Source organism: Lacrimispora brassicae (genome assembly GCF_054772055.1).
In genome coordinates this window covers 1-14,927 of sequence record NZ_BRYH01000025.1, presented here as the reverse complement: position 1 = coordinate 14,927, position 14,927 = coordinate 1, and the positions used below count along the sequence as shown (strand labels likewise).

Genomic DNA, 14,927 nt, shown 5'->3' with positions numbered 1-14,927 from the left:
AATGGTGCCTTATTTGTCTCTCCAGATGATTCTTCCCTTGCTTAAATCATAAGGGGACATCTCAATGGTCACTTTATCTCCCGGTAAAATACGAATGTAGTTCATGCGAAGTTTTCCGCTGATGTGAGCCAGTACCTGATGGCCATTCTCCAGTTGTACCAGAAACATGGCATTGGGCAACTTCTCCACAACGATTCCTTCAATTTCAATAACATCTGCTTTTGACATAAAGCTTACCTCCTAACAACCTGTTCTTCTCTTTTGAAACATCTGATGAAATGTTTGATTTCTTCATCGGTGACTGATTTATTTTCCCTGATTTTCATTCCAGGGGAATGCTTCTCCCATAAAAGGGTTTCCACATGCTTCTTCTTTTTCTTCTTCGGGCAGTCCAGACGTCTGTATTTACCGTCCACCAAATATATATATTCCCCTTCCTCCCGTAATATGAAGAAATAACCGCCTTTATCGTGTCCCGCCACAGACCTTACAAATGCTCCGGTATCTAACATGGACACTTCCTCAGCGGACATGGGAAACCAGACTAAGGATCTCCGGTTCACCCTCCGTGATCAATATGGTGTTTTCATAATGGGCGGAAAGGTTTCCATCCTCTGTTACCACGGTCCAATCATCATCAAGCCATGCCACCTCCGGCGTTCCCCCATTGATCATAGGTTCGATGGCCAGTGTCATTCCCGGCTTTAATTTGATTCCCCGTCTTTTCTGTGCAAAATTAGGCACCTCAGGCTCTTCATGGAGATGAGAGCCGATTCCATGGCCTACCAGATCCCGGACAACTCCAAATCCGAATTTTTCCGCATAGTTCTGGATTGCAGCAGATATATCATTCAGATGATTGCCAGATTTTGCATATTTAATCCCTTCAAAGAAACATTGTCTTGTCACTTCTATGAGTTGCCCTGCGAAAGGAGTAATCTCCCCGATCCCGTAAGTCCTTGCCGCATCGGAATGGTATCCTTTGTAAATAACCCCGGCATCCAGACTTACGATATCGCCCTCCATCAAAACACGCTTTTTGCTTGGAATCCCATGAACCACTTCATCGTTTACGGAAACACAGATGGAGGCGGGATAACCGTTATAGTTCAGAAAAGAGGGCTCACAGCCGTAACTCCTTATGATTTCTTCTCCCAGATGATCAATATCCCAGGTTGTCATCCCCGGTTTCAAGGCTTTTGAAAGCTCTTCATGAGTTTTAGAAAGAATCTTTCCCGCCTCTCTCATAAGTTCTATCTCTCTTGCAGATTTAATCGTAACTGACATAAACTATGCTCCTAAAACAGCAGCGATGTCCGAGAACACCTTGCTCAATTCCTGTGTCCCATCAATATTCACCAGTACACCTGCTTCCTTATAATAATCAATCAGAGGCTTTGTCTGATCATGGTAGACCGACAAACGCCTTTTAACAGTTTCCGGCTTATCATCATCCCGCAGGACAAGGCCTGCCCCGCATACATCACATACATCGGGAATCCTGCTTGGATTATACACAATATGGTATGTAGCCCCGCAGGCAATACAGGCGCGGCGTCCTGCCATTCTGTCTATGATTTTCTCATCTGATATATCCACATCAATTGCAAAATCAACTTTTTGGCCCATCTCAGAAAGTGCCTTTTTAAGACTTTCCGCCTGGGGAATCGTTCTTGGAAAACCATCCAGCACATACCCATGTTCACAGTCCTGGTTCTGGATTCGGTCCATGAGCATTCCAATGGTCAATTCATCCGGCACAAGAGCGCCCTGATCCATGTATTCCTTTGCCTTCCTGCCTAACTCTGTTCCCTCTTTAATATTGGAGCGAAAAATATCTCCGGTAGAAATATGGGGAATCTGATATTTTTCAGCAATCTTTTTTGCCTGGGTGCCTTTGCCGGCACCAGGAGCGCCTAACATGATAATTTTCATAGACAGTCCCTCCCTCTAAACATAAGGTTAAATAACACAAATTCCAAGAAAAACACGCCGTGCGTGTTTCTCTTGGTTTGTCCTCTAATCGTTTAAAAAGCCTTTATAATAACGTACAAGCATTTGAGATTCAATCGCTTTTAACGTCTCTAAGACTACGCTGACGATGATGATCAAGGATGTTCCTCCAAAGGATAAATGGCTTACACTGAATAGACCAGAGACCATGATCGGAACGATACAAATAATCGTCAAGCCGCATGCGCCTATAAACACGATATAATTTAAAATTGAATTGAGATAATCACTGGTTGGCTTTCCTGGACGGATACCAGGGATAAAACCGCCGGACTTTTTCATGTTATTCGCAACCTCAAGCGGGTTAAAGGTAATTGATGTGTAGAAATAAGCGAACACGATGATAAGAGCCACGTAAGCAAGCAGACCGATAGAGTACACCGGCCTTTCCGGCTTGAACCAGCTAGAAGAATTCAGTGCCGTCAAAATGTGGCCTCCAATGCTGTTGTAGTTGATCTGAGTCCCAAAAAACTGGGAGATTACTACGGGGAACGACATAATAGAGGAAGCGAAGATCACCGGAATAACGCCGGCTGTATTCACCTTTAACGGGATATTGGAGGCTTGGCCGCCGACCATCTTCCGTCCCTGCATCTTTTTGGAATACTGTACTGGAATTCTTCTTTCACCATCCTGAAGGATGATGACAAATACCACAATCGCTATGATAACTGCAAGAATAATAATGGCTGCTACTGCTGCTACGGCAACGGATTTTCCAGACATAAATCTGGTATATAAGGTTGACGCATCAGACGGAAAGCTGGAAATGATGTTAAATGACAGGACCATGGAAATACCATTGCCCACGCCTTTTTCCGTAATCCGCTCGCCGATCCACATCAGAAGAGCACTTCCTGCTGTCATCGTCGCAACAGCGATGATAACGCTTAATGCATTAAATTCTTTTAACAGACCCTGGCCTCCGAATCCGACCGCCATAGCGACGGACTCGATTAAAGCCAGACCAACTGTTACGTAACGGGTGTATTCTGCAATCTTTTTTCTTCCGTCTTCACCATCTCGCTGCATTTCCTCAAGCTTTGGAATCGCAATAGTCAAAAGCTGCATGATGATGGAAGATGTGATGTAAGGGGTAATGCTCAGGGCGAATACGGACATGTTGGTAAAGGAGCTACCTGTCATGGCGTTGAAAAATCCAAACGCATCGTTGTTCTGCTGAGCAAAAAAATCTTTAAAAAAGCTTGTTTCAACTCCTGGAATCGGCAGCTGAGAACCGATTCTGGTAACCACCAGCATCAGGAACGTAAAGATGAGTTTCTTTCTTAAGTCCTTGATCTTGAATGCATTACGGAGTGTTTTTAACATATTAGATCACCTCGCAGGTTCCACCTAAAGCCTCGATTTTGGTTTTTGCGCCTTCGCTGAAAGCATCTACCTTTACTGTAAGCTTTTTGGTTAATTCTCCATTTCCAAGGATCTTAACACCATCACGCGGATTCTTAACAATACCGCTCTCTAACAAAGTCTCAACAGTAACAACCGTACCGTTGTCAAAGCTTTCTAAAGCACTAACATTGATACCGATGATTATTTTAGTATTTCTATTTGTAAAGCCTCTTTTAGGAATACGTCTGTATAAAGGCATCTGACCACCTTCAAAACCTGGTCTGGTTGCACCGGAACGTGCCTTCTGTCCCTTATGACCCTTACCTGCTGTCTTACCGTTTCCTGAACCATGTCCGCGGCCTCTTCTGAAGTTGTCGCTGTGTTTGGAACCTAACGCAGGCTGTAAATTTGATAAATCCATCGCTTGCACCTCCTTACTGTATTCTTTTAAATCTCTTCAACTTTTACTAAATGACGCACGTTGGCGATCATGCCTCTGATGGCGTTATTGTCCGGCATTTCAACTGTCTTATGAAGCTTCTTTAAGCCTAATGCTTCAACGGTTGCTTTATGCTTCGGAACTGCGCCGATCGGGGATTTCACCAATGTGATTTTTAATTTATCTGCCATTTTCATATCCTCCTTAGCCTAAAATCTCTTCAACAGATTTGCCGCGAAGCTTTGCAACTTCCTCAGGAGTTTTTAACCGGGTTAATCCCTCGATCGTAGCCAAAACTACATTGGTCTTATTATTGGAACCTAAGGATTTAGAATGAATATTCTTAACACCTGCAAGTTCTAAAACCGCACGTGCAGGGCCTCCTGCGATAACTCCTGTACCTTCGTTAGCTCTCTTAAGAAGTACAGATGCACTTCCGAACTTTCCGATCAGGTCATGAGGGATACTGCTGTTCTCGTCAATGGGAATAGCAACCATGTTCTTAACTGCAGCCTCTTTTCCTTTACGGATTGCTTCTGGAACTTCACCGGCTTTGCCAAGACCAGCACCTACGTGGCCATTGCCATCACCTACGACTACTAAAGCAGAGAATCTCATGGTACGTCCACCTTTAACGGTTTTAGATACGCGCTTGATAGCAACTACTCTGTCGTTTAATTCTAACTGATTTGCATCAAAAATTGTACGTTTCACGCTGTCATTCTCCTCTCTACTTAGAATTCCAGACCAGCTTCTCTTGCTGCGTCTGCTAATGCCTGAACTTTACCCTGATATATAAAGCCGCCTCTGTCAAAAACAACTTCCTTAATTCCCTTTTCAAGAGCTCTCTTTGCAACTACGGTACCTACATATGCTGCAGCATCAACGACGTTAGTTTTCTCTAATTCTGCCTTTACTTCTTTTTCTACTGTAGAAGCAGCGACTAAAGTCTTACCAACTGTATCGTCAATAATTTGAGCATACATATGATTATTGCTTCTAAACACAGCTAAACGCGGTCTTTCTGCAGTGCCTGCAAAACGGTTACGTAATCTGTTGTGCTTTTTAACGCGAACTTCGCTTCTTGACTGTTTGCTAACCATCTTTACACTCTCCTTAATTATTTCTTACCAGTCTTACCAACTTTACGTCTGATCACTTCGTCAGCATACTTGATACCCTTGCCCTTATACGGTTCAGGTCTTCTCTTATCTCTGATTTCAGCAGCGTACTGGCCAACTTTTTCTTTATCGATACCTTTAATAATGATGACGTTCTGTCCTTCCATGGTAGCTTCGATACCTTCCGGATCTTCCATCTCTACCGGGTGGGAGTAACCAAGAGAAAGAACCAGCTTCTTGCCCTGCTTCTGTGCTCTGTAACCAACACCATTAATTTCCAGCTTTTTCTCATAGCCGTTTGTAACACCAACGACCATGTTGTTTACTAATGTTCTTGTCAGACCGTGTAAAGATTTCATCTTCTTTAAATCGTTCGGCCTTGTGACAACGATATGACCGTCTTCTTCTTTGATTGTCATCTCAGATGGCAATACTCTTTCAAGAGTTCCCTTAGGACCTTTTACAGTCACTTTATTATTTTCTGCGATTGCAACAGTTACACCTGCCGGAACCGCGATAGGCATTCTTCCTATACGTGACATGCCGTTTACCTCCTTAAATTTTCGGAAGAAGCTCTGCGCTTCTTCTGTTTTCAGATGCTTCTGTTAATTACCAAACAAATGCCAGTACTTCTCCGCCGATACCTACGGTACGTGCTTCCTTATCGGTAATAACGCCCTGGTTTGTGGAGATAATGGCTGTTCCTAAACCGCCAAGTACTCTGGGTAACTCCTCCTTGTTTGCGTATACACGTAAACCTGGCTTGGAGATTCTCTTAATACCTGTAATGATTTTCTCATTTTTATCTTTACCGTATTTTAAGGTGATCCTGATGGTCTGGAATGCACCGTCTTCTACGACATCATATTTCTTAATGTAGCCCTCTTTTACAAGGATATCAGCAATAGCTAATTTCATCTTAGATGAAGGTACATCTACTGTATCATGTTTTGCAGTATTTGCATTACGGATTCTTGTAAGCATATCTGCGATTGGATCGCTCATAGTCATTTTGAAATTGCCTCCTTCCTTATTTTACCAGCTTGCTTTTCTAACGCCTGGGATCTGGCCCTTGTATGCTAATTCACGGAAGCAGATTCTGCAGATTCCGTATTTTCTTAAATAAGCATGTGGACGACCGCAGATTCTGCAACGACTGTATTCTCTTGAGGAGAATTTTGCAGGTCTCTGCTGTTTGATCTTCATTGAAGTCTTTGCCATGGATTATTCCTCCTACTATTTTGCAAATGGCATATTGAATAATGTCAAAAGTTCACGGGCTTCTTCGTCTGTATTAGCGGTAGTAACGAAAATAACGTCCATACCTCTTACCTTGTCAACTTTGTCGTACTCAATTTCAGGGAAAATAAGCTGTTCCTTGATACCAAGAGCATAGTTTCCTCTTCCGTCAAACGCGTTAGGATTTACTCCTCTGAAGTCACGTACACGAGGAAGTGCAAGGTTGATCAGACGATCAGCAAATTCATACATTCTCTTGCCGCGTAAGGTTACTTTACAGCCGATCGGCATACCTTCTCTGATCTTGAAGTTAGCAATTGATTTCTTAGCTTTTGTTAAGACTGCCTTCTGACCGGAGATGATTTCTAAATCTCTTACTGCAGAGTCTAAAATCTTGGCATTTTCCTTTGCTTCACCAATACCCATATTGATGACAATCTTATTTAACTTCGGCACTTCCATGACGTTCTTATATCCAAATTTCTTGATCATACCTTCTACGACTTCTGTCTGGTATATCTCTTTTAATCTAGCCAATTTTTATTCCTCCTCTCCGAATTAGTCAATTACTTTACCGGTTGCTTTTGCAACACGGACTTTTTTGCCGTCTTTTACTTCAAAACCAATTCTGGTCACTTTTCCGTCAACAACAAGCATTACGTTGGAGATGTCAAGTGCGGCTTCCTTCTGTACGATACCACCCTGTGGGCTGCCTGGGCCTGGCTTTACATGCTTTGTGATCATGTTGATGCCTTCCACTACGACTCTGTTAGTCTTCGTATCTATATGAAGAACCTTGCCCTGTTTGTCTTTATCTTTTCCTGCGATAACCTTTACTAAGTCATCTCTTTTAATTTTATGCACAGTCCGACACCTCCTTATAATACTTCCGGAGCTAAGGAAACAATTTTCATGAACTGTTTCTCTCTTAACTCTCTGGCAACCGGTCCAAAGATACGAGTTCCTTTGGGAGTCTTGTCATCTTTGATAATTACGGCAGCATTCTCATCGAACTTGATATAAGAACCGTCTTTACGGCGTGCGCCCTTAACGGTGCGTACAACTACGGCCTTTACAACGTCACCTTTTTTCACAACACCACCAGGCGTTGCATTTTTTACGGTGGCAACGATAACATCACCAATATTAGCATATCTTCTTGTAGAGCCGCCCATAACACGGATACAAAGAAGCTCTTTTGCACCGGTATTGTCGGCAACCCTTAATCTGGTTTCCTGCTGAATCATACCTGTTACTCCTTCCTGGAAATGAATTATTTCGCTCTTCTGATAACCTCAACAAGTCTCCATCTCTTGTCTTTAGACAGCGGTCTTGTTTCCATTACTTTTACTGTATCGCCCATATTGCATTCATTTTTCTCATCATGGGCTTTTAATTTATATGTTCTTTTTACGATCTTGCCGTATAAAGGATGTTCTACATGGTCTTCAATGGCTACAACGATGGTCTTATCCATCTTGCTGCTCATAACCTTACCAGTACGGGTTTTTCTAAGATTTCTTTCCACGTTCGGTATTCTCCTTTCGAGTTTTGGCCCTGCGGCCCAATCTATAAGTTTACACACACTCGTGTGTGTCATGCTTTTTAAAAAACTGCAACTTAAGCCAATTTAGCCTTCTCAGTTATAACAGTCTGAATTCTGGCAATGTTCTTGCGAACCTCTTTGATCCTGCTTGTGTTGTCAAGCTGGTTGGTCGCATTCTGGAATCTTAAGTTGAAAAGTTCTTTCTTTGCAGATACTAATTCTTCATTCAGTTCTGAAGCTGATTTTCCTTTTAATTCTTCAACATACTTATCATTTTTCACTGTCATTCACCGCCTTCTAAATCTGCTTTAGCAGCAATCTTACACTTGCACGGTAACTTATGCATAGCAAGACGTAAAGCTTCACGTGCTGTTTCTTCAGGTACTCCAGCGATTTCGAATAATACACGGCCTGGTTTAACTACTGCTACCCAGTATTCCAGAGCGCCCTTACCGGAACCCATACGGGTTTCTGCTGGCTTTGCTGTTACAGGTTTATCCGGGAAAATCTTGATCCAGACTTTACCGCCACGCTTGATATAACGGGTCATGGCAACACGGGCTGCCTCAATCTGGTTGGATTTGATCCAGCATGGTTCCATGGAAACTAAACCAAACTCGCCGTTGCTGATGGTATTGCCTCTTAACGCTTTACCAGCCATGGATCCACGGAACTGTTTACGACGTTTAACTCTTTTAGGCATTAACATTATTTTCCGCTCCCTTCCTTGTTTCCTTTAGTTGGAAGTATTTCGCCATTGTAGATCCATACCTTAACACCGATCTTACCGAAGGTTGTATCTGCTTCAGCGAAACCATAGTCAATATCTGCTCTAAGTGTCTGTAACGGAATGGTTCCTTCGCTGTAGAACTCGGTACGAGCCATATCAGCGCCGCCAAGACGTCCTGCAACTGCAGTCTTAATGCCCTTTATGCCAGACTTCATAGAACGGCCCATGGTGGACTTCATCGCCCGGCGGAAGGATATTCGGTTCACTAACTGCTGTGCAATGGATTCAGCTACTAACTGAGCGTCTTTATCAGGTCTTTTGATTTCCTTGATGTCAACAAATAACTTTTTAGCTGTAAGCTTCTGAACTTCAACTTTTAATTTTTCAATCTCAGATCCGCCCTTACCGATGACAACACCTGGCTTAGCCGTGTGAATCGTAATTTTTACGCGGTCAGATGCTCTCTCGATTTCGATATTAGAAATACCGGCGCTATATAATCTCTTTTTAATAAACTTTCTGATCGCATAATCTTCTACCAGGTTATCTGCGAAATCAGCTTCAGCATACCATTTTGAGTCCCAGTCTTTAATAACACCGACTCTTAAGCCGTGTGGATTAACTTTCTGTCCCATTATTTGCCTCCTTATCTTTCATTAAGCACGATGGTGATGTGGCTCATTCTCTTTTCGATTCTGTAAGCGCGGCCCTGTGCTCTCGGTTTTACTCTCTTCATTGTCGGTCCTTTATCTGCAAAGCATTCCTCTACGTAAAGTTTTGCAGGGTCCATACCATTGTTATTCTCAGCGTTAGCAACTGCTGATTTTAATAACTTCTCTATTAAAGTAGAAGCATATCTGGGATTGTAAATTACAATACCAAGTGCTGTCATAACATCCTTGCCTCTGATGGCATCTAATACGAAGCATGCTTTCTGAACAGAAACCCTAGCATAGGATAACTTTGCTGATGGTCTGGTGTCCTTCACGGCATTTCTTTCTCTCTTAATCTGGCTTCTATGTCCCTTAGCCATTGGTGAATCCTCCTTTCAACTTTAACGCCCCTGGGAATCCGTAAGAATGCCCAAAGGTGTCTGTTTCTATATTACTTACGGCCTGACTTTTTCTCGTCCTTACCATGTCCTCTGTAAGTTCTTGTAGCAACAAATTCACCCAGCTTATGTCCAACCATATCCTCTGTAACATATACCGGGACGTGCTTTCTGCCATCATGAACTGCAATTGTATGTCCAACCATCTGCGGGAAGATTGTAGAACGGCGAGACCAGGTTTTAATTACCTGTTTCTGTCCTGCTGCGTTCATAACATCTACTTTTTTCAGTAAATGAGCATCTGCAAATGGTCCTTTTTTAAGTGAGCGAGCCATAGATTCTTAACCTCCTTCAATTATTTAACGGTCTTTCCATCTCTTCTTCTAACGATCAGTCTGTTAGAATTCTTGTTTTTCTTCCTGGTCTTTAAGCCAAGTGCCGGTTTGCCCCATGGTGTACTTGGGCCTGGACGTCCGATACCGGTCTTGCCTTCACCACCACCGTGAGGATGGTCATTAGGGTTCATAACGGAACCACGTACAGTTGGGCGGAAGCCCATGTGACGCTTTCTACCAGCTTTACCGATATTGATCAGGTTATGATCGCCGTTGCCTACAACACCGATGGTGGCTCTGCAGTTGATCGGAACCATTCTCATCTCGCCGGAGGGTAAACGAAGGGTTGCATATTTGCCTTCTTTTGCCATTAACTGAGCAGCATTTCCTGCGGAACGAACCAACTGTCCGCCTTTTCCAGGATAAAGCTCAATGTTGTGAACCTGAGAACCAACTGGGATCTGGCCTAATTGTAAGCAGTTGCCAACTTTTGCTTCTGCCAGTTCACCGCTCATGACCTTCATCCCGTCTGTCAAACCAGCCGGAGCAAGGATATAAGCCTTTGTGCCGTCTTCGTAGCAGATCAGTGCGATATTGGCAGTTCTGTTTGGATCGTACTCAATACCGATAACAGTTGCTGCAATTCCATCTTTGCTGTTTCTCTTAAAATCAATGACTCTATATTTTCTCTTAACGCCGCCTCCGCGATGCCTTACCGTGATCTTACCCTGGTTATTGCGGCCGGCTGTTTTATTGATCGTCTTGCTGATTAAGGACTTCTCAGGAGTTGACTTTGTGATTTCGCTGAAATCAGAACCAGTCATGTGTCTTCTGGAAGGGGTATATGGGTTATACTTTTTAATTCCCATGATATTTCTCCTTTCTTCTTTATTGCCCTTATTTTCCGGGCATAAAGGTATGCCATCGGCGTTCCTCTTTATTGTCCATGGTTTTGGACACAAAGGTTTTCAAGTGCTTCAACGCCGCCTGGCGTATCTCAATTATCGTGATATAATGTTCATCACATAGGTTGACTGATCGTTTCATTCCACTGTCTGATGACAGAGAAAATACTCCTCTTACAGTCCTTGGAAGATTTCGATGTCTTTGCTGTCAGCCGTCAACTGAACGATAGCTTTCTTTGTCCTAGAGGTCTTACCAAAGGTTGTTCCTCTTCTTTTGGTCTTTCCTTCTAAGTTCATGGTGTTCACTCTGGCAACTTTTGTACCTGGGAACATCTTTTCAACAGCTTCTTTGATCATAGCCTTGTTAGCATCTGTGTGCACTAAAAATGTGTACTTCTTGGACGCCATAGCGTTCATGCTCTTCTCAGTTACTATAGGCTTCTGGATTACGTCGTAATACTTAATATCTGCCATTATGCGTACACCTCCTCGATTGCTGCAACAGCAGTCTTGGTAGCAACAACTGTGCTGTACTTTAAGATATCGTATACGTTGATGGTATTAGCGAAAGCAGTCTTAATAGCAGTGATGTTTCTTGCGCTCATTACTGTGTTTGTGCTGTCCTCGCCAACAACTACAAGAGCCTTGGATACCTTTAAGTTATTTAAAACTGTCTGGAATTTCTTTGTCTTGATCTCATCAAACTTTAATTCATCAACAACGATGAACTTATTCTCCTTAACTCTGCTGGTAAGAGCAGACTTAAGAGCAAGTCTTCTTTCCTTCTTGTTGAGTCTGATTGTATAATCTCTTGGTGCGGGAGCGAAAACGACTCCACCGCCTGTCCACTGGGGAGATCTTGTTGAACCCTGTCTTGCATGACCGGTTCCTTTTTGCTTCCATGGTTTTCTTCCGCCGCCGGATACTTCTGCACGTGTTTTTGCTTTCTGTGTGCCCTGGCGCTTATTTGCAAGCTGGCTTACGACTGCCATGTGTACGAGATGCTCATTTACTTCTACACCGAACACTGCATCGTTTAACTCTAATGTGCCAACTTCTTTACCTTCCATATTGTAAACAGATACGTTTGCCATCTGTGTGATCCTCCTTTCTTATAAAAGCATTAGTTAGATGCTTTTACTGTTTCCTTGATTGTTACTAAAGACTTCTTAGGTCCTGGTACAGCACCCTTAACCAAAATCAGGTTGTTTTCTGCATCAACCCTAACGATTTCAAGGTTCTGGATTGTTACCTTCTTGTTACCCATCTGGCCAGGCATCTTTTTGCCCTTGAATACCTTGCTCGGATTAGAAGCAGCACCGTTGGAACCTGCATGGCGATGGAACTTGGAACCGTGAGCCATAGGTCCTCTGGACTGTCCGTGTCTCTTAATAGCACCCTGGAAACCTTTACCTTTGGAGATTGCGGTTGCGTCGATCTTATCACCTGCTACAAAGACCTCAGCCTTAATTTCATCTTTTACAGAATACTGGTCAGCATTCTCAATCTTAAACTCTCTTACATATCTCTTGTAAGATACACCGGCCTTATCAAAATGGCCTTTTATCGGCTTGCTGACAAGTTTTTCTCTCTTATCAACGAAACCAACCTGTACTGCACTGTAACCGTCGTTCTCTACAGTCTTAACCTGTGTTACTACACAAGGGCCAGCCTGAAGAACTGTTACCGGAGTTAATACTCCATTCTCATTGAAGATCTGTGTCATTCCGACTTTGGTAGCTAAAATACCCTTCTTCATGTTTTTACCTCCTGTTTGTTAATTCTACAGCGGATTGCTTTCGCAATCATCCTAGAACAGTCCAATATACGTGGAACACTATGACTCCGCCTGGCAGAGATGTTGATTCCTTACAGGAAACGTGTTACTTCTATATTAAAACCCTTCAGGACATGCATGGAACATTTTGCGTCTTTCTTTCAGACGCTTACATGTGAACCCACTTCCAGGCACTCAGCAAGGTCTTTCTCTTGCCCAGTGACAATGGAGCTTTCATAATGCTTCTGATGAAGATTATTTATTCTTCATCTTGATATCGATATACACACCTGCCGGCATTTCCAGTCTGGATAATGCATCAACAGTCTTCTGGCTTGGTGTAATGATATCAATGAGTCTCTTATGCGTTCTCTGCTCGAACTGCTCTCTGGAATCTTTGTACTTGTGAACCGCCCTTAAGATGGTTACTATTTCCTTCTTGGTTGGTAACGGCACCGGTCCGCTCACTTTAGATCCTGTCTTTTTTACAGTGTCGATGATCTTGCCTGCAGACTGATCAATCAACTGATGGTCATACGCTTTTAATGTGATTCTCATTACTTGACTTGCCATAAAAAAAGTCGCCTCCTTTTCGCACTTAGTAGAAGTACGACAAGCGGTGACTGTACACGTTCCCGTGTGTGTCCTTTAAGACCACACACTGACTTTCTGTTTGCATAAACAGAATCTTAAATTGTACAGTGACTTGTCGCCAGTTTCCTAACTTGACATTCGCTCCACGGAAAACCTGCTTATATAAGCAGCAACCTCACGCTTCACAGCTATCATGCCACAGCCTTTGTATGATAGCATATTTTTTTTTACATTGCAAGCATTTTTTTCAAAAAAACGGCGCAAAATCTGATTTTCTCAGTTTTTGCGCCATTAATCGTCTTTCTTCTAGTTCCAGCCCGGTTCCGTAGGGGTTCTGCCTTCTCCGCTTGGAGTTTCATCATCCACTTTTAATAAGTTTCCGTTGCTTCCGGTCTTATATTTTACTCCCTCAGAGTTCTTTACCGTTGTGCTTTTTGCCACCTTGCCGGAGGTGTTCACCACATAGGTGGTGGTGGTGCTCCCCGTAGGAATGGCAATGGCTTCATATTTGGTTCCTTCATCAGCACATTGAAGCTTGCCCATATAATATAAGGAACCATCCTTGACTCCGGTATAGCCCCGTCCGCTGTCACTGAAATAATAGGTCGCTTCGTTGCCGTCTCCTTCGATTACCTTTACTTTGCTCTTTTGCATGGTGCTGGTCTTCTTATCACCGAAATAAAAGGCCGTATACTCTGAAGTACTTCCGATCATCACCTTCTGCAGTCCATATACAGGATTGCCCAGGTTATTAAATAGGTAGGTCTTGTCATTTATTTTGGTTATATTCTGGGTAGTGGCCTCTCCCTCCTTGGGTCCGGTCTTTGGAACTCCGGAATTGGAAAAATAAAACCACTCTATGCTCTCCTCATATCCGGACAGATCCTGAGGCGGCTCCACGGAATACCAACCCACTCTCAGCTTTCCATTGCTGTCATAGTATTTGTAATTCTGGATATCATATTCGGCATTTTCGATTCCCACGTTCTTCCAGCCGGTCTGAAGGGCTCCATCTGAATCAAAGCAGTAGGATACTCCGTCAATTTTATAGGTGGCATAATCACCGGATACATCCTTTGGAACATACTTTTTACCGCTGTCGTTAAAATAGTACCAGTATTTTCCGTCATCATTATCCCCCGGAGCAACACGGTCTCCGTCGTAATCGCTGTCAGGAGAAAAAAGCTTCTGCCAGCCGGTACGCATGGCTCCGTCGGTTCCGCAATAATAGATATTATCAAGGACCCAGCCAGTCTGCATCTCACCATTGGAATCAAAGTAATACCACTTGTTATTGATCTTGGACCAGTTGTCCATAATGGCTTTTCCGCTGCTGCCAAAATAATACCATTTGTACTGGGAACTGCCTGAATCCTGGAACTTCATCCACTTATCCGTCACCAGAATTCCGTTGGAATCCATGTAGTAAGTATTTTCCACCCAGGTATTTACAGCCATATCGCCGCTGCTGTTTAAATAACGCCAAAGGTTGTCCGCACCCTTTTTCCAGGTATTCGTCACCTTACTTCCACCTGAATCATAATAAACCCAGGCGCTTCCTGACTGAGCCCAACCTTCCGCTGCCCAGGCATCCACAGATACAGTGCCAATCGCCAGCATGGCGGTAACAGCCAGCATGATGAGTCCTTTTCTTTTCATATCCTCACTCCTTACAGGGATTTCCTTTTTTACTAATATTTATTTTAACAATTAATCTTAGATTATTCAACTGTTTTAATCTTTCAATTCTATTACGAAATTATTTCCCTGGTTTTTCTGCGTCCTTTTCGGTCACCTTGCCACTGCTTATGAACTATGGGCAATGGG

At 43.1% G+C, this 14,927-nt stretch carries 27 protein-coding genes; all 27 read right to left on the bottom strand.

Going from position 1 to position 14,927, the window contains the following annotated elements; all coding sequences use genetic code 11:
* Positions 1–9: 9 nt before the first annotated feature.
* A complete protein-coding gene (gene infA / locus ACYVD3_RS12060; protein ID WP_460642767.1) occupies positions 10–228 on the bottom strand; it encodes a translation initiation factor IF-1 in 219 nt (72 codons plus the stop codon).
* Positions 229–233: 5 nt separating this feature from the next.
* Entirely contained in the window at positions 234–512 is a 279-nt protein-coding gene (locus tag ACYVD3_RS12055) for a KOW domain-containing RNA-binding protein (RefSeq protein WP_460642766.1), read from the bottom strand.
* A gap of 10 nt (positions 513–522) precedes the next feature.
* Entirely contained in the window at positions 523–1,287 is a 765-nt protein-coding gene (gene map, locus ACYVD3_RS12050; protein ID WP_460642765.1) for a type I methionyl aminopeptidase, read from the bottom strand.
* 3 nt (positions 1,288–1,290) lie between these two features.
* Positions 1,291–1,935, bottom strand: coding sequence for an adenylate kinase (locus ACYVD3_RS12045; RefSeq protein WP_460642764.1), 645 nt, complete (start codon positions 1,933–1,935; stop codon positions 1,291–1,293).
* A gap of 84 nt (positions 1,936–2,019) precedes the next feature.
* Positions 2,020–3,342, bottom strand: a complete 1,323-nt coding sequence (gene secY, locus ACYVD3_RS12040; RefSeq protein WP_460642763.1) for a preprotein translocase subunit SecY — start codon at positions 3,340–3,342, stop codon at positions 2,020–2,022.
* A gap of 1 nt (position 3,343) precedes the next feature.
* Positions 3,344–3,784 (bottom strand): 50S ribosomal protein L15, encoded by a 441-nt coding sequence (gene rplO / locus ACYVD3_RS12035; protein WP_460642762.1) that lies wholly within the window; start codon positions 3,782–3,784, stop codon positions 3,344–3,346.
* A gap of 26 nt (positions 3,785–3,810) precedes the next feature.
* Positions 3,811–3,993, bottom strand: coding sequence for a 50S ribosomal protein L30 (gene rpmD / locus ACYVD3_RS12030; protein WP_460642761.1), 183 nt, complete (start codon positions 3,991–3,993; stop codon positions 3,811–3,813).
* 13 nt (positions 3,994–4,006) lie between these two features.
* Positions 4,007–4,516, bottom strand: coding sequence for a 30S ribosomal protein S5 (gene rpsE, locus ACYVD3_RS12025; protein WP_313185749.1), 510 nt, complete (start codon positions 4,514–4,516; stop codon positions 4,007–4,009).
* Positions 4,517–4,536: 20 nt separating this feature from the next.
* Entirely contained in the window at positions 4,537–4,905 is a 369-nt protein-coding gene (rplR, locus tag ACYVD3_RS12020) for a 50S ribosomal protein L18 (RefSeq protein ID WP_460642760.1), read from the bottom strand.
* A 17-nt stretch (positions 4,906–4,922) separates the two neighbouring features.
* Positions 4,923–5,465 (bottom strand): 50S ribosomal protein L6, encoded by a 543-nt coding sequence (gene rplF, locus ACYVD3_RS12015; RefSeq protein WP_460642759.1) that lies wholly within the window; start codon positions 5,463–5,465, stop codon positions 4,923–4,925.
* Between the two features lie 67 nt (positions 5,466–5,532).
* Positions 5,533–5,934 carry a 30S ribosomal protein S8 gene (rpsH, locus tag ACYVD3_RS12010; RefSeq protein WP_460642758.1) on the bottom strand — a complete coding sequence of 134 codons (402 nt, stop codon included), beginning with the start codon at positions 5,932–5,934 and terminating at the stop codon, positions 5,533–5,535.
* Between the two features lie 24 nt (positions 5,935–5,958).
* A complete protein-coding gene (locus ACYVD3_RS12005) occupies positions 5,959–6,144 on the bottom strand; it encodes a type Z 30S ribosomal protein S14 (protein WP_460642757.1) in 186 nt (61 codons plus the stop codon).
* A 15-nt stretch (positions 6,145–6,159) separates the two neighbouring features.
* A complete protein-coding gene (rplE, locus tag ACYVD3_RS12000; protein ID WP_460642756.1) occupies positions 6,160–6,699 on the bottom strand; it encodes a 50S ribosomal protein L5 in 540 nt (179 codons plus the stop codon).
* A gap of 21 nt (positions 6,700–6,720) precedes the next feature.
* Entirely contained in the window at positions 6,721–7,026 is a 306-nt protein-coding gene (rplX, locus tag ACYVD3_RS11995) for a 50S ribosomal protein L24 (protein ID WP_460642755.1), read from the bottom strand.
* A gap of 14 nt (positions 7,027–7,040) precedes the next feature.
* Positions 7,041–7,409 (bottom strand): 50S ribosomal protein L14, encoded by a 369-nt coding sequence (rplN, locus tag ACYVD3_RS11990; protein WP_460642754.1) that lies wholly within the window; start codon positions 7,407–7,409, stop codon positions 7,041–7,043.
* Between the two features lie 26 nt (positions 7,410–7,435).
* Positions 7,436–7,690, bottom strand: a complete 255-nt coding sequence (rpsQ, locus tag ACYVD3_RS11985) for a 30S ribosomal protein S17 (protein ID WP_460642753.1) — start codon at positions 7,688–7,690, stop codon at positions 7,436–7,438.
* Positions 7,691–7,782: 92 nt separating this feature from the next.
* Positions 7,783–7,995 carry a 50S ribosomal protein L29 gene (rpmC, locus tag ACYVD3_RS11980; protein ID WP_460642752.1) on the bottom strand — a complete coding sequence of 71 codons (213 nt, stop codon included), beginning with the start codon at positions 7,993–7,995 and terminating at the stop codon, positions 7,783–7,785.
* A complete protein-coding gene (rplP, locus tag ACYVD3_RS11975; protein ID WP_089995526.1) occupies positions 7,992–8,417 on the bottom strand; it encodes a 50S ribosomal protein L16 in 426 nt (141 codons plus the stop codon). Before rplP ends, rpmC begins: the two co-directional genes overlap by 4 nt.
* Positions 8,417–9,073, bottom strand: coding sequence for a 30S ribosomal protein S3 (gene rpsC, locus ACYVD3_RS11970; protein WP_460642751.1), 657 nt, complete (start codon positions 9,071–9,073; stop codon positions 8,417–8,419). Before rpsC ends, rplP begins: the two co-directional genes overlap by 1 nt.
* A gap of 11 nt (positions 9,074–9,084) precedes the next feature.
* The gene (gene rplV / locus ACYVD3_RS11965) at positions 9,085–9,471 is read right to left on the bottom strand and encodes a 50S ribosomal protein L22 (RefSeq protein WP_460642750.1); all 387 of its coding nucleotides are present in this window, start codon (positions 9,469–9,471) and stop codon (positions 9,085–9,087) included.
* A 71-nt stretch (positions 9,472–9,542) separates the two neighbouring features.
* On the bottom strand, positions 9,543–9,824 hold the full coding sequence (rpsS, locus tag ACYVD3_RS11960; protein WP_013274336.1) for a 30S ribosomal protein S19: 282 nt from the start codon (positions 9,822–9,824) through the stop codon (positions 9,543–9,545).
* A gap of 20 nt (positions 9,825–9,844) precedes the next feature.
* Positions 9,845–10,693, bottom strand: coding sequence for a 50S ribosomal protein L2 (gene rplB, locus ACYVD3_RS11955; protein WP_460642749.1), 849 nt, complete (start codon positions 10,691–10,693; stop codon positions 9,845–9,847).
* Between the two features lie 210 nt (positions 10,694–10,903).
* Positions 10,904–11,203: a 50S ribosomal protein L23 gene (gene rplW, locus ACYVD3_RS11950; RefSeq protein WP_460642748.1), complete on the bottom strand. Its 300-nt coding sequence runs from the start codon at positions 11,201–11,203 to the stop codon at positions 10,904–10,906.
* Positions 11,203–11,823, bottom strand: a complete 621-nt coding sequence (rplD, locus tag ACYVD3_RS11945) for a 50S ribosomal protein L4 (protein WP_460642747.1) — start codon at positions 11,821–11,823, stop codon at positions 11,203–11,205. The genes rplW and rplD overlap by 1 nt, the downstream gene beginning before the upstream one ends.
* A gap of 29 nt (positions 11,824–11,852) precedes the next feature.
* The gene (rplC, locus tag ACYVD3_RS11940) at positions 11,853–12,488 is read right to left on the bottom strand and encodes a 50S ribosomal protein L3 (RefSeq protein ID WP_460642746.1); all 636 of its coding nucleotides are present in this window, start codon (positions 12,486–12,488) and stop codon (positions 11,853–11,855) included.
* A 273-nt stretch (positions 12,489–12,761) separates the two neighbouring features.
* Complete coding sequence (gene rpsJ / locus ACYVD3_RS11935; RefSeq protein WP_333645588.1) at positions 12,762–13,079, bottom strand: 30S ribosomal protein S10; 318 nt, start codon at positions 13,077–13,079, stop codon at positions 12,762–12,764.
* 327 nt (positions 13,080–13,406) lie between these two features.
* Complete coding sequence (locus ACYVD3_RS11930; protein WP_460642745.1) at positions 13,407–14,759, bottom strand: cell wall-binding protein; 1,353 nt, start codon at positions 14,757–14,759, stop codon at positions 13,407–13,409.
* Positions 14,760–14,927: the final 168 nt, after the last annotated feature.

Coding starts and splice junctions, on each gene's coding strand:
- infA (WP_460642767.1), bottom strand. CDS start 228: ATGTCAAAAGCAGATGTTATTGAAATTGAAGGAATCGTTGTGGAGAAG.
- ACYVD3_RS12055 (WP_460642766.1), bottom strand. CDS start 512: ATGTTAGATACCGGAGCATTTGTAAGGTCTGTGGCGGGACACGATAAA.
- map (WP_460642765.1), bottom strand. CDS start 1,287: ATGTCAGTTACGATTAAATCTGCAAGAGAGATAGAACTTATGAGAGAG.
- ACYVD3_RS12045 (WP_460642764.1), bottom strand. CDS start 1,935: ATGAAAATTATCATGTTAGGCGCTCCTGGTGCCGGCAAAGGCACCCAG.
- secY (WP_460642763.1), bottom strand. CDS start 3,342: ATGTTAAAAACACTCCGTAATGCATTCAAGATCAAGGACTTAAGAAAG.
- rplO (WP_460642762.1), bottom strand. CDS start 3,784: ATGGATTTATCAAATTTACAGCCTGCGTTAGGTTCCAAACACAGCGAC.
- rpmD (WP_460642761.1), bottom strand. CDS start 3,993: ATGGCAGATAAATTAAAAATCACATTGGTGAAATCCCCGATCGGCGCA.
- rplR (WP_460642760.1), bottom strand. CDS start 4,905: ATGGTTAGCAAACAGTCAAGAAGCGAAGTTCGCGTTAAAAAGCACAAC.
- rplF (WP_460642759.1), bottom strand. CDS start 5,465: ATGTCACGTATAGGAAGAATGCCTATCGCGGTTCCGGCAGGTGTAACT.
- rpsH (WP_460642758.1), bottom strand. CDS start 5,934: ATGACTATGAGCGATCCAATCGCAGATATGCTTACAAGAATCCGTAAT.
- ACYVD3_RS12005 (WP_460642757.1), bottom strand. CDS start 6,144: ATGGCAAAGACTTCAATGAAGATCAAACAGCAGAGACCTGCAAAATTC.
- rplN (WP_460642754.1), bottom strand. CDS start 7,409: ATGATTCAGCAGGAAACCAGATTAAGGGTTGCCGACAATACCGGTGCA.
- rpmC (WP_460642752.1), bottom strand. CDS start 7,995: ATGACAGTGAAAAATGATAAGTATGTTGAAGAATTAAAAGGAAAATCA.
- rplP (WP_089995526.1), bottom strand. CDS start 8,417: ATGTTAATGCCTAAAAGAGTTAAACGTCGTAAACAGTTCCGTGGATCC.
- rpsC (WP_460642751.1), bottom strand. CDS start 9,073: ATGGGACAGAAAGTTAATCCACACGGCTTAAGAGTCGGTGTTATTAAA.
- rplV (WP_460642750.1), bottom strand. CDS start 9,471: ATGGCTAAGGGACATAGAAGCCAGATTAAGAGAGAAAGAAATGCCGTG.
- rpsS (WP_013274336.1), bottom strand. CDS start 9,824: ATGGCTCGCTCACTTAAAAAAGGACCATTTGCAGATGCTCATTTACTG.
- rplB (WP_460642749.1), bottom strand. CDS start 10,693: ATGGGAATTAAAAAGTATAACCCATATACCCCTTCCAGAAGACACATG.
- rplW (WP_460642748.1), bottom strand. CDS start 11,203: ATGGCAGATATTAAGTATTACGACGTAATCCAGAAGCCTATAGTAACT.
- rplD (WP_460642747.1), bottom strand. CDS start 11,823: ATGGCAAACGTATCTGTTTACAATATGGAAGGTAAAGAAGTTGGCACA.
- rplC (WP_460642746.1), bottom strand. CDS start 12,488: ATGAAGAAGGGTATTTTAGCTACCAAAGTCGGAATGACACAGATCTTC.
- rpsJ (WP_333645588.1), bottom strand. CDS start 13,079: ATGGCAAGTCAAGTAATGAGAATCACATTAAAAGCGTATGACCATCAG.
- ACYVD3_RS11930 (WP_460642745.1), bottom strand. CDS start 14,759: ATGAAAAGAAAAGGACTCATCATGCTGGCTGTTACCGCCATGCTGGCG.